12 protein-coding genes are annotated in these 11,864 nt (G+C 55.7%); 7 read left to right on the top strand and 5 right to left on the bottom strand.

The window, feature by feature from the left end:
* Positions 1-104: 104 nt before the first annotated feature.
* Entirely contained in the window at positions 105-980 is an 876-nt protein-coding gene (locus OMR58_RS25145) for an AraC family transcriptional regulator (RefSeq protein ID WP_200559770.1), read from the bottom strand.
* A gap of 43 nt (positions 981-1,023) precedes the next feature.
* Entirely contained in the window at positions 1,024-1,950 is a 927-nt protein-coding gene (locus OMR58_RS25140) for a LysR substrate-binding domain-containing protein (RefSeq protein WP_264547262.1), read from the bottom strand.
* A 196-nt stretch (positions 1,951-2,146) separates the two neighbouring features.
* On the opposite strand from OMR58_RS25140, the gene OMR58_RS25135 reads away from it, so the two are divergent.
* A complete protein-coding gene (locus OMR58_RS25135; protein WP_264547261.1) occupies positions 2,147-2,752 on the top strand; it encodes a glutathione S-transferase family protein in 606 nt (201 codons plus the stop codon).
* A gap of 37 nt (positions 2,753-2,789) precedes the next feature.
* Here the strand turns inward: OMR58_RS25135 and OMR58_RS25130 are convergent, their stop codons facing one another.
* Entirely contained in the window at positions 2,790-3,950 is a 1,161-nt protein-coding gene (locus OMR58_RS25130) for an alpha/beta fold hydrolase (RefSeq protein WP_264547260.1), read from the bottom strand.
* 76 nt (positions 3,951-4,026) lie between these two features.
* On the opposite strand from OMR58_RS25130, the gene OMR58_RS25125 reads away from it, so the two are divergent.
* Both OMR58_RS25125 and OMR58_RS25120 read left to right on the top strand, forming a co-directional pair.
* Entirely contained in the window at positions 4,027-4,932 is a 906-nt protein-coding gene (locus tag OMR58_RS25125; RefSeq protein WP_264547259.1) for a LysR family transcriptional regulator, read from the top strand.
* 566 nt (positions 4,933-5,498) lie between these two features.
* On the top strand, positions 5,499-5,831 hold the full coding sequence (locus OMR58_RS25120; protein ID WP_264547258.1) for a hypothetical protein: 333 nt from the start codon (positions 5,499-5,501) through the stop codon (positions 5,829-5,831).
* 11 nt (positions 5,832-5,842) lie between these two features.
* Here OMR58_RS25120 and OMR58_RS25115 read toward each other — a convergent pair whose 3' ends face one another.
* Entirely contained in the window at positions 5,843-6,607 is a 765-nt protein-coding gene (locus OMR58_RS25115) for an inositol monophosphatase family protein (RefSeq protein WP_264547257.1), read from the bottom strand.
* A gap of 9 nt (positions 6,608-6,616) precedes the next feature.
* Entirely contained in the window at positions 6,617-7,636 is a 1,020-nt protein-coding gene (locus OMR58_RS25110) for a LacI family DNA-binding transcriptional regulator (RefSeq protein ID WP_105591570.1), read from the bottom strand.
* A 168-nt stretch (positions 7,637-7,804) separates the two neighbouring features.
* Here OMR58_RS25110 and OMR58_RS25105 point away from each other — a divergent pair, with 168 nt between their 5' ends.
* The 4 genes from OMR58_RS25105 to OMR58_RS25090 all read left to right on the top strand — a co-directional run bounded on the left by OMR58_RS25105 (position 7,805) and on the right by OMR58_RS25090 (position 11,775).
* On the top strand, positions 7,805-8,854 hold the full coding sequence (locus tag OMR58_RS25105) for an ABC transporter ATP-binding protein (RefSeq protein ID WP_264547256.1): 1,050 nt from the start codon (positions 7,805-7,807) through the stop codon (positions 8,852-8,854).
* 29 nt (positions 8,855-8,883) lie between these two features.
* Positions 8,884-10,023 carry an ABC transporter substrate-binding protein gene (locus OMR58_RS25100; RefSeq protein ID WP_264547255.1) on the top strand — a complete coding sequence of 380 codons (1,140 nt, stop codon included), beginning with the start codon at positions 8,884-8,886 and terminating at the stop codon, positions 10,021-10,023.
* A gap of 67 nt (positions 10,024-10,090) precedes the next feature.
* Positions 10,091-10,924 carry an ABC transporter permease gene (locus tag OMR58_RS25095; RefSeq protein ID WP_264547254.1) on the top strand — a complete coding sequence of 278 codons (834 nt, stop codon included), beginning with the start codon at positions 10,091-10,093 and terminating at the stop codon, positions 10,922-10,924.
* Positions 10,921-11,775, top strand: coding sequence for an ABC transporter permease (locus OMR58_RS25090; RefSeq protein ID WP_105591566.1), 855 nt, complete (start codon positions 10,921-10,923; stop codon positions 11,773-11,775). The genes OMR58_RS25095 and OMR58_RS25090 overlap by 4 nt, the downstream gene beginning before the upstream one ends.
* Positions 11,776-11,864 lie beyond the last annotated feature (89 nt).

Here is an 11,864-nt window from a genome sequence, read left to right as displayed (position 1 = left end):
CATCAGCATCAGCATCAGCATCAGCATCAGCATCAGCATCAGCATCAGCATCAGCATCAGCATCAGCATCAGCATCGAATTAAATCCTGCGCACCTTACCCTTACTACAACGTCTTCAGCGGCAGATAAATATCCGTCACCAGTTCATGCTCCGGCACCTCATGCACAAAATTCATATAGTGCATATACAGCGGAAAATCACGCAGCTCCTCGCCGCTGGCGGGCAGCCAGTCGCGATACAGCTGCTGTGCCAGCTCGGTTAATGCATCGTGCGATCCGCAGTGGCGCAGCACCGCACAGCGACCGCCGGGGATCGTGCCGTTCACCACGCCAAATGGATTATCTTCCGGAATCGGTTCGGAAACCGATCCGCAGATATGAAACTGAAATACCTCTGGATCGGTGGTGGCCGGATCGTCCGGCGCAATGCCGAACGTCTGGCTGGTGAGTACCGGTGACAATCCGGTAGTTTTACGCCAGGCAATAAAGCGCGCCGCCGTTTCGTTAATACGCTCGTGCTGCCCGCGATGGGTCAGCATAGCGATCTGCGTTGCCGGAAATGTTTTAATTTCAACGGGCATTTTCTCTCTCCGTCTCAGATTTAGCTGTGGCATACGCTGGTGCCAGGTTACCCAGGCAGGCTGCAGGCGAAATTCACTCGGGGTCATGCCAAACATCTGCTTAAATGCCCGGCTGAACGACTCCGAATGCTGGAAGCCCGCATCCAGCGCGATATCAGTGATTTTTTCCGCAGAGTTGAATGCCAGCCGGTACGAAGCATGCTTCAGCCGCATCAGCTGAATATATCGCCACGGCGTTACCCCACAGCAGGCGGCGAACTGCCGGTGAAAGTGATACGGCGAAAAATGCGCCACCGCACTCAACTTTTCAAGCAGCAGCACATCGTCAAGATGGCGCTCAATATAGGCAAACACCCCGTCAAAGCGGCGGCGATACTCTTCAATTTTATCGTCTGGCATCACATTCTCCTTGAGCAACCACTATTCCACAGCCAGCGGGCGGTCAGCCTGACGGATCTTGCTGACATTGCGCCGGAAGCTGTTGCTGCTGAAGCTTCCACGCGGCCACTTCCTCATCCAGCCAGGCATTGAACAGCGCCACTTCCGCCGGTTTCTCAGCGTGCAGCGGCGTCACCCGCCAGTATGACCAGGGGTAGTCGCCACGAAAACGGGTCAGCTGTACCAGTTCACCGCGCAGCAGCGCATCCTGCACCAGCGTGCGCCTCTCCAGCGCAATGCCCTGCCCGCGCCTTACCGCCTCCAGAACCAGATTGGAGTCATTAATGCACAGCCCCGCAGGCAGGATTTCAGCACCAAGCCCGGCGCTGCTGCACCATGTTTTCCAGGACTCCGACGAGAAAATAATCTGACTTTCCGCCACGTCTTCCGGCGTGGCGGGCAGCCGTCCGCCGTTAAAGGTCGGTGAAGCCACCACAATTAGCTCGTCGCCAAAAAGATACCGGCACTCCACGCCCTGCCAGCCGCCATTGCCCATACGAATAACAATATCACTGGGATGTTCGGCGATATCGTTAACGGTCAGGCTCACCGTCAGGCGCAGGGTTATATGCGGGTGCAGCTGTCGAAAACGCTGTAGCCTTGGCGTGAGCCAGTGGTTGCCAAATGACGGCACGGTGGCGATGGTCAGTTCTGATTTCCGCGGATTAACCTGTACCAGGCGGGTGGCATCACTGATGCGGCTCAGCGCATCACGAATATGCAGTGCATACAGCCTGCCCGCCTCGTTGATCTGTAATCCACGACCGTGACGGATAAACAGCCTCACGCCGATCAGCTCCTCGAGCTGTTTGATCTGCTGGCTGATAGCCGAATGCGTCACGCAAAGCTCTTTTGCTGCCCGGGTCACGCTGCCCAAACGGGCAACGGCTTCCAGGCTGCGCAAACTGGCAATGGGGGGAAAACCTGACATCGGCAACTCCTGAATGATTATCCGGCGATACGGGTTAACTTATCATGCACCCCGCATTTTCAACAGGTTATCGGCGACTACCCCGCCACCCTGATGTAACCAAAACTGACCAAAGCCGTTAGAAAGCGCTGATTATCGCCCGGAAGAATTTACGGTAAGTTAAGGGTCTTAGCGAATGTGTAAACCCGGAGCGGTAATGAAACTGATTGGCATGATGGATTCCCCCTATGTGCGGCGCGTCGCCGTTTCACTGGCGCTGTACGACGTTGAATTTGAAAGCCAGACGCTTTCGGTATTCAGTACCTTTGAGGAATTTTCACAGCAGAATCCGGTGGTGAAAGCGCCGACCCTGGTGCTCGACGACGGCACCGCGTTGATGGATTCCACGCTGATTCTTCACTATTTTGAAGCGGTTGCCGACGCCTCGCACAAACTGCTGCCGCAGCGGCCGCAGGCTCTGGCAGAGGACTTACGGCTGCTCGGGTTGATCCTGGCGGCCAGCGAGAAAGCCGTGCAGCATGTGTATGAGCATCATCTTCGCCCGGCGGAGAAACAACATCAGCCGTGGATTGAACGGGTGACCCGGCAGCTGCTGGCCGCCTGCCGGGAATGGGATCGTGCACTTGAAAAACGTCAGTTCGGCGAAAAAGCCGATCAGGTGGCCATCAGCAGCACGGTGGTCTGGACCTTTATTCAGCAGATGATCCCTGCTGTGGTCGCGGCCGCTGAATTCCCGTCCATTCAGCGGGTCAACGCACGTTTTGAAACACAACCCGCGTTTCAACGCTATCCTCACGGCTGATCCCGTGCAGATACGGTGGCAAAGGTTTCATCCGCCGTTATCTGTCCTTGGCCGTTCCACGCAGAATCGCCTGTGCCAGCGCATCCGGGTGGGTGAGCGCGATCATATGCGGCGCATCGGCGATAACCTCCATGCTGGCTCCGGGGATTGCCAGCATCCCCTGCATCAGCTCGGGCGGCGTGGAGGCATCCTGTTCCCCGGCAATGATATGTGCCGGAACAGCAATTTCCGCCAGCCGGGTGCCGCTTTCAATAGCGGCCAGCGCCAGCCAGCCGGCATTCCAGTCGGTGACAAAGGCACGCTGCACGCAGTCCCGTGCATATCGCACCGCCCAGCCATTTACCGCTAAATCGTCCGGGCGGAACCAGCGCGTCAGGCTGGGTCCCACCTGGGCATCCATCCCCTGCTCTTCTGCTGCACCGGCACGCTGGCGGAAAGCGTCAAACGCCCAGGCGGTGGCAGCGATAATGGTCAGCGTCAGGAAGCGTTCCGGTGCCATTAAGGCCAGCTGCTGGGCAATCGAGCCGCCCAGCGACAAACCGGCGATATGCGCCTGGCGGATGCCAAGCCGATCCAGAACGGCGGCCAGATCCCGCGCATAATCCTGCAGACCGTTCGCGACAGGTGCCGCCGCCGCCGCACCGAAGCCCCGCAGATCGTAGGCAACCACCCGGAAACGCTCGGTAAGGAGTGGAATAACCTCCCGCCACATCCGCCAGTCCAGACCCAGGGCATGAACCAGTACCAGAACGGGTCGGTCGCCGCCGCTGTCATAAAGTCGGGTCTGGTGATCGTCCAGCGTAAATTTACCGGCGGTCAGCGGCTGAAAGCGGTCCATTTCGGTTAACGCCGTGCGCGTGGCGTTCAGCAGGTTCAGCGCGCGAGGATAGCCGACATACACCGAGGCATGTTCCGCCAGGGCAATCAGTTCGTCAGGATCGGCCCCCACGCGCAGCGCTGCCTCAAGGTGAATGCGCAGCTGCGGCTCCGCTCCCCCAATCGCGCCGAGCATCCCCAGAGTCACCAGTTCCCGATCCCGACGCGAAAGCGTAGAGGCGGCAAACACCGTACCAAAAGCATGTTCAATCAGCGTTTCCGCAATGATCGCCGAGGTTTCACTGACCCTGCTGACCGTCTGCTCGCCGCGAGGGCCATCAATGGCGGTTAATTCCTTCCAGCCGATTTGTTGATAATTCATCGTCGTATCCCCTGTTGTCATTCCGAGTACAGAGAGTGTATCTTTGCAAAATTGGTAAATGAACGGGCAAAAAACGATGATAGATTTCGAAAATTCGAAAATGGCAGGCTGGAAGGAAATTCCCGTTTTTCTTGCGCTGGCACGCCTGGGTACGCTGACGGCGGCCGCACAGGTGCTGCACATCGCCCCTTCCTCCGTGGCCCGACACATCGAGCAGCTGGAACAGGATCTCGGCACCGTACTGTTTCAGCGCAGCCCTCAGGGCTATGTTCTTACCGAAGCCGCACAGGCCATACTGATCCATGCAGAGCGTGCCGAATCCGCAGTGAATGACGCATTCCGACAGAGTTCCAGCTTCGCGCAGGAAGTATCAGGCACGGTGCGTATTGCACTGCCGGAGAATTTTGCCAACCATCTGCTGATCCCCGCGCTGCCCGATTTCCAGCGCCGCTATCCACAACTGCGTATAGAGCTGGCGACCAGCATGCGCATAGCCAACCTCACCCGGCGGGAGGCGGATATTGCCATTCGCCTTTCCCGGCCGCAGCACGGTCAGTTTATCGTTTCACGTATCGGCCAGATGACTACCCGCCTGTATGCCAGCGCCGCCTATCTGGCCAGGCACCCGACAGAAATAACGGCACAGGGTGCAGACCATCAGATGGTTGGCTGGGATGATACGCTCCAGGATATGCCGCTGCCGCAGTGGCTTGCGGGCCAGCTGCCATCCGCGCATTCTCCTTTTACCGCTTCAACGTTGCAGGGGCATTTGGAAGCCGCAATAGCCGGAGCTGGATTAACGGCGCTGCCCGATTTTCTTGCGGGTCAATTGATTCCGGTCGGCAAAGAGCGGCTCATTCAGGATATTTATCTGATTACCCACAGCGATGTTCGGCGCGTCCCGCGCATTGATGTGACCATGCTATTTATCCGGGATTTATTTGCAGAGTGGCATGAAAGGTTATTTGGCGGTAAGAATTAAACCGGCTGCTAATTCCCTGTAATCAGTAGGCCAATAATCCTGTCCCAGGGTTCAGGAATCCACACTCACCGTGTTTCTATTACCCACTGGTACTAATGTACAACGTTGGTTAAACATAAATTTACATTTATCTTTAACCGCGATTGATTTTCTGTACAATGACGCCAGATCTCTGCCCATGCCAACGTAATCATCTAATTACAGATGATTAATTTAAAAGTCAGGCATAGACTTCACTACGGAAATATTGATTAAGGAGAACACATTACATTTACGTGGTTTAAGTGATAGCCTGCCGCGCAACCACTTTGCACAATTAAAACACAGATCAAGTTACCTCAATAATACCTTTTCTGCCTTCAGGTAGCGGGATATTTCCGCTCGCCTTAAGGCCGGGAGTTTTATGGACGATACGCAGTTTTATTGAAGAGACGTCATTATTTATGAAAATTTTTTCTGTTTTAATCCTTAGCTTTTTACTGTGTTCTTGCTCGCTGAAATTGGGGAATGAAAAGAAAGGCGGTGCAATTGAATATTTTGAAAAAAATTACAGTACCCAAACCCGCATGCCGTTTCCGGGCGGTGGCGTTTACCTGAATATGGAGCGCTATCTCTATCCGATGGTGGTGAAGTATTGCTACAACCAGAACGCGCGGCTGATCGAAAACTGGTGCGTTGACCAGAATCAAAAGCCGCTGTTCCGCCTTACCAACACCCCGAGCGGCACGGTGCCGGTCTATGTAAACGGCACCTCGTTCAACACTCCAATGGCCAGCTTCCTTGTCATTATTGAGCGAAGTGACTCAATGACCGATGCAGAATGGCTGGCGGCAGCGATCAATAAATACGAATTCGATCCCCAGAAAATCACCGCCGGCATTCAGGCGCAGAAGGAATAACCCGCGTTTGATTATCCCGTGTGCAGCAGTCTGGCAAGCCGCTGCTGCACATCAACACAGCCCGTCAGCACCAGGTTTCCATTCAGCAGGCCGTTGTCTTCAAGAAACGCATTACTTTTCCCTCCCGCTTCTTCAATCAGCAGCATTCCCGCCAGCGCATCCCAGCTGTTCATATGCGCTTCGTAGTAGGCATGTACCTGCCCGGCGGCGACATGTGCCAGCATCAGCGCCCCCGCCCCGAAGCGACGATACTCAATGCCAGCGTTAAGCAGCACGTCAATGGTGCGGCTGTAGCTTTCCACCGGCGCGCGGCTGGAGCGGCCCAGCCCCACGACCACCGCCTCCGCCTCCGGCTCACGCAGGCGCAATCGTTTCTCATTGAGGAAAGCGCCCTGCCCCCTGCGGGAAAAGAAAAACTCATCACGATCCGGCGCGTAAATAACCCCCATCTCGATGACATTTTTGCGGACGTAAGCCAGTGAGATGCACCAGTAATCCATACCAAGAATATAGTTAGTGGTGCCGTCAATCGGATCGATCACCCAGATCCCCTGCTCCCCGCCCTGCAGACCGCTCTCTTCGCCGAGAAAACCGTCTTCAGGCCGATGCGCCTGCAGCCACCCTTTGATTTCCTCTTCCACAAACAGATCCGCATGGGAAACAAAATCCTGGCGGGCCTTTTTGTCAACTTTTAGCCCCGCATCCCGCAGCACCTGCGCCTGCTTACCCAGTTGTCGAATCAACGTACACAATGACTGTTGCTGCTCTTCGGTCATGCCTTGCCCTTATATGATGGATGGCGACGTGCGCCGGTGAATAAGTGCCACCTTCACCCAGAGGGTACGTGAAGGTCGTTGCGGGTCGCTGGCTCTTTCCAGCAGGCAGGAGAGAGCCTGGTGGGCAATTTCAGCGACGTCCTGATGAAGTGTGGTGAGCTGATAACTAAACTGCGCGGTCTGCGGCGTGTTGTCGAAGCCGATCAGCTGAAAATCTTCCGGGGCCTGCCTGCCGCGCTGTTTCATACCGTCAAGAAAACCCAGCGCCAGCTGCGCGTTCGCGCAAAAGACACCCAGTGAGTCAACGTCCTGCCCGGCTGCTGCCCGCAACCCTCCGTCATAGCCCTCTTCCGGCGCGATCAGCGGCAGTAAATCACATTCGGTATCAATGCCCAGATCGGCCAGTGCCAGCCGGAATGCTTCACCGCGCATCCTGCCCGCCCAGGTGGAATCCTGATTATTTAACCAGCCAAATCGTCGGCAACCGGCCCGATACAGCTGTTCCGCCGCAAGGATTGCGCCCGCAGCGTTATCCGAGCAAACGTAATCCACAAACGGGATATCCGGCTGGCGGTTAATGCCCACCACCGGGATCTGTTGTTCAACGCATTCATTCACCAGCGCTTCCGGCGGCTTACCGGAAGTGACGATCACTCCGGACACCCGAAACTGCGTGAAGCGGCGCAGCGTTTCGGCCAGATCCGCTTCACTGCGAATTTCGGCCACCAGCGCCTGAAAGCCGCGCCGCTGAATTTCACTGAGCAGCCCGTCCAGCAGGCTGCTGCGAAACGGATCGCCAATGCGCGAAACAATCACCCCAATCAGATGGCTGCGTCGCCGGTTCAGCCCCTGAGCCAGAAAATTCACCTGATAGCCCAGCTCTTCTGCGGCGCGCAGCACCCGTTCCCTCGCTTCCGGCGAGATACTGCCGTTGTTGCTCAACGCTCGGGAAACCACCGCACGCGAAACACCCGCGCGGCGGGCAACGTCCTGAGCGGTAACGCTCTGCTTACGTAACGACGATGTCAAAACGGGTTCCCTCGCAAAAAAGTTTTCGCCCTTAATTAAATTGTCACAAAGACACGACAAAGTAGGCTCACATAATGTCGAGCCAACATTGCATTTTTTTTACATCAAGATGAACACGTGTTCACAGAAGCAAAAAAATGCCAGCAAACAGAGATTGCGGAAACGGACATGAGTTATTTAACTATCTCCCGGCTGAAAATCAGCTACGGTGAAAAAGTGGTGCTGCAAAATATCGATCTGGCCGTAGAGAAAGGCGAGATGATCGCCCTGCTCGGCCCGTCCGGCTGCGGTAAAACCACCTTATTAAATGCGCTATGTGGATTTATTAACGTTAACGCTGGCGATATTTCGATTGCCGGTAGAGATATTACCCACAGCGCGCCGGAACAGCGCAATATCACCATGGTATTTCAAAGCTATGCGCTTTGGCCGCATCTGACGGTAGCAAAAAATATCGGCTACGGCCTGAAACTGCGGAAATGGCGGCGTGATGATATTGACCGCCGGGTCAACGAACTGCTGCACATCGTGAATTTAAGCGGCCTGGCGGAGATGAAAGTGACCGAACTGTCCGGCGGCCAGCGGCAGCGCGTGGCACTGGCACGGGCGCTGGCCATTGAACCGGACGTGCTGGTGCTGGACGAACCGTTATCCAATCTGGATGCCAAAGTCCGCCTTAACGTGCGCCATGAAATAAAAGCGCTGCAAAAGAAACTGGGCTTTACCTCATTAATTGTCACCCACGATCAGCAGGAAGCGCTGGTGATGGCCGACCGCATCGCGGTATTGAACCAGGGCAAAATTGAACAAATTGGTACGCCGGAAGATATTTATCAACGCCCTGCGACGCCGTTCGTCGCCGATTTTATGGGTGCCGATAACAAATTATCCTTCAACGATATTCAGGCCAGTGCAGACATGGCTCTGCATATTAACGGCAATTATTTATCCGCCTCCAGTCAGCAGCAAATCGTTTATTTCCGCAGTGCCGATGCCGGTCTGTCTGAATTAAATTGCACGCCGCAAGACAGCGGCCTGACCGTCGAGGGCGTAGTTGAGCAAAGCGCGTTCCTTGGCAATTTATATCGCCACAGCGTGCGCTGTAATAACCATCTGCTGCTGGCAGATGCCGGTATCTGCTGGCCGCCGCAAACGCCGGTCAGACTGCACGTTCCGGCTTCGGCACTGCACGTTTTTACTTCATCTCATGTTCGTTAATTCCATCGTTTTCATCCTGGGGAAAAACCATGTTTACTAAAAGCAAAGCGGCCGTTGTTGTTGCCCTGTTTTTGAGCTACGGCGCACAGGCCGAAACCATCCTGAACGTCGCCACCGCGGGCGATCAGAATATGGTGGACTACGTTAAAACCTGGCTGGGGCCGAAGTTCGAAGCCGCGCATCCGGGGGTTAAGGTTCAGGTTGTGGGTACGGGTCCTGGCGATGCCGGATCGAACAAAATCATTGAAAAGCTGAGCGCACAGAAAGAAAGCGGCGCGAAAACCTGGGATATCGACGTTGCCGTGGTGCATCAGAAAGCCGGTGGCGAACTGGTGGAAAAAGGGCTGCTGGAGAAATATCGCCAGCAGATTAAAACCGGCTCGATGGTGACCGCCGACAACGCAAAGAACGCGCTGGGTGTTAACGTGGACGGCTACGTCATGCCGATGTTCCTGAGCCAGACCGCCATCGCCTGGAACAGCGACACGGTGAAAACGCCACCGGCATCCTACGATGAGCTGGTTGCCTGGGCGGCAAAAAATCCGCAGGCGTTCGGCTATAACGGTATTAAAAACGGCATGTCCGGCGTCAGCTTCGTCGCAGGCTGGATTTACGCCTACGGCACCGATGCGCAGCGCCTCTCCTCTCTGCCTTATGACAAAGGCGTGGAGAAAAACTGGGGAGAAGCCTGGCAGAAGCTGAAGGCGTTTAACAAGAACGTGACCTTTACACCGGGCAACGCAGGTACGCTGGATATGCTGAGCCGTGGTGAAATCAGCATGGGCCCGGTGTGGGTGGATATGTTCTACAGCTGGAAAGATCAGGGCAAGCTGCCACCGTCAATCAAGCTTTCCCTGCTGGCACCGGGTATGCCGGGGCAGCCGATGTACTACGTCACGCCAGCAAAAGCGGCTCAGCCGCAGCTGGCTCGGGAATTTATCGAACTGGCCACCAGCCCGGAAATCCAGGCAGAAGGCATTGTGAAGCAGTTTAACTGGTATCCGGGCATTGATGCCGAGCACGTAAAACCGAAGCTGGATGCGGCCACGTGGCAGAAGCTGTTTGCTGAAATCTCCCCGCAGGCGCTGGCAGAATACGGTAAGAGCTTCCCTATCACTCCGTATTTTGACGACATCAAAGAAGGCTATGAGAGCCAGGTTTCTAACTGATTGACTTCTGATGCTCAGGTGCGGCCTGCCGCCCTGAGCTTTTCTACTTGCTGATGTCAGGTTTGCTATGCGTATTTCGCTGAAATATTTGCTGCTGGTCGCCCCGGCGGCGCTGATGATTGCCGTGCTGTTTCTCTATCCGCTCGGTTTTTCGCTGATTGCCGCCTTTACCCGCGATGCACACGAATTCACCTTCGACCATTTCCGTAAGGTTTACTCGCTCTATTCCGGCGATATTCTGTTTACGCTGGTTATCGTGCTGATTTCCGTCGCCCTGCTGGCGCTGTTCTCCATCACGCTGTCGGCGGTGATTACCTTATCGCCCTGCCGCCCGATTGTGCGTACGCTGGCGTTTTTATACCGCCTGCCGCTGTTTATTCCCTTTATCGTTGCCGCGCAGATGATGCGCACCTTCCTGGCAAAAAACGGCCTGATGAACAACGCGCTGGTTTCTGCCGACCTGCTGACCCCGCTGGAAACCGTCTCCTGGCTGGGATGGAAGGGCATTATTATTACCTTTGTCTGGAAGCAGCTGGCGTTTGCCACTCTGCTGATTTGCGGCGCGATGGCCGCACTGGATCAGCCGCAAATTCTGGCGGCACGCAATCTGGGCGCTTCCCGCCCGCGTATTCTGTTTGACATTATTCTGCCGCAGGTGCTGCCAGCTATTGGCGTGGCCCTGGTACTCTCCACCGTCACTATGATGTCGGTGCTTTCCGTTCCAATGATGATCGGCACCGGCACGCCGACGATGATCACCGTGGATATGGCCTTCCGGGTGAATTCCTACAGTGACTACGCCGTGGCTAACGCGCTGGGCGTGGTATCGCTGCTGATTTGTGGCGCGCTGTCCTGGTTTTATCTGCGCCACAGCCTGCGCCAGAAAGGAGGCGAAGCATGAAAGACGTTATCCTGAAAGACGCAGCAATTCCGTTGAAAAAACGCAGGCGATTTGGCCTCAGCCTGCCGCTGCAAACGCTGCTGCTGGTATTTATGCTGCTGATTATGGCAGGGCCGCTGCTTAACCTGCTGATCTGGACGGTGGCGGAAAGCTGGTTCTTCCCGCACAGCCTGCCCAGCCAGTGGGGACTGAAATACTGGTATCAGGTGTTCAGCCCGTACAGCGATGTTTCGGGATCGCTGCTGACCAGCGTGTTTATTGCCGTGCTGTCAGTACTGGTGTGCCTGCTGATTTCTATTCCGGCTGGCTATGCGCTCTCGCGCCGGGCGATGCCGCTGCGGGTGGCGTTTATGCTGCTGTTCCTGATCCCTCAGGCTTTCCCCAATCTGACGGTGTATATGAACATCGCGCGGCTGTTCTATCAGTGGGGGCTGAACGGGACGATTGCAGGCGTGGTGCTGGTACACAGCGTTCACGGTCTGATGTATTCGGTGTGGATCTGCGTAGCGGCCTTTGCCGCCGTTGATCCGCTGCTGGCTCGCGCCTCGCGTAATCTCGGTGCCGGACCCGTTTACACCTTCTGGCATATCGTGCTGCCGCAGGCGGCACCGGGGATTATCGCCGCCAGCATTTTTGTTTTTCTTGAATCACTGGACGAGTTCACCGGCACCTTCTTTGTTGGTGCGCCGGATATCTCCACCCTGCCGCTGCTGCTGTTTAACGCCAGCATGTCGGGTAACTACCAGATATCGTCGATTACCGCGCTGATTCTGCTGGTGCCGTCTTTACTGTTTATGCTGGTGATCCACAAATTTATGCGGCCGGAAATGCTGTCGAAGATAGGTAAATAGCAGGCGGGATAAAACATCGCCCCGACGGAACAGATTCCGACCGGGGCGAAAGAGTGATACTTAACGCTTAACCAGCGTGTTTCTTTTGC

The organism is Erwinia sp. INIA01 (assembly GCF_025947915.1).
GTDB lineage: Bacteria > Pseudomonadota > Gammaproteobacteria > Enterobacterales > Enterobacteriaceae > Erwinia > Erwinia coffeiphila.
This window is presented reverse-complemented; position numbering and strand designations above follow the sequence as displayed.

Excerpts from the sequence above, each read along its gene's own strand:
- OMR58_RS25140 (WP_264547262.1), bottom strand. The coding sequence starts at position 1,950 with ATGTCAGGTTTTCCCCCCATTGCCAGTTTGCGCAGCCTGGAAGCCGTT.
- OMR58_RS25125 (WP_264547259.1), top strand. The coding sequence starts at position 4,027 with ATGATAGATTTCGAAAATTCGAAAATGGCAGGCTGGAAGGAAATTCCC.
- OMR58_RS25135 (WP_264547261.1), top strand. The coding sequence starts at position 2,147 with ATGAAACTGATTGGCATGATGGATTCCCCCTATGTGCGGCGCGTCGCC.
- OMR58_RS25120 (WP_264547258.1), top strand. The coding sequence starts at position 5,499 with ATGCCGTTTCCGGGCGGTGGCGTTTACCTGAATATGGAGCGCTATCTC.
- OMR58_RS25105 (WP_264547256.1), top strand. The coding sequence starts at position 7,805 with ATGAGTTATTTAACTATCTCCCGGCTGAAAATCAGCTACGGTGAAAAA.
- OMR58_RS25115 (WP_264547257.1), bottom strand. The coding sequence starts at position 6,607 with ATGACCGAAGAGCAGCAACAGTCATTGTGTACGTTGATTCGACAACTG.
- OMR58_RS25090 (WP_105591566.1), top strand. The coding sequence starts at position 10,921 with ATGAAAGACGTTATCCTGAAAGACGCAGCAATTCCGTTGAAAAAACGC.
- OMR58_RS25130 (WP_264547260.1), bottom strand. The coding sequence starts at position 3,950 with ATGAATTATCAACAAATCGGCTGGAAGGAATTAACCGCCATTGATGGC.
- OMR58_RS25100 (WP_264547255.1), top strand. The coding sequence starts at position 8,884 with ATGTTTACTAAAAGCAAAGCGGCCGTTGTTGTTGCCCTGTTTTTGAGC.
- OMR58_RS25095 (WP_264547254.1), top strand. The coding sequence starts at position 10,091 with ATGCGTATTTCGCTGAAATATTTGCTGCTGGTCGCCCCGGCGGCGCTG.
- OMR58_RS25145 (WP_200559770.1), bottom strand. The coding sequence starts at position 980 with ATGCCAGACGATAAAATTGAAGAGTATCGCCGCCGCTTTGACGGGGTG.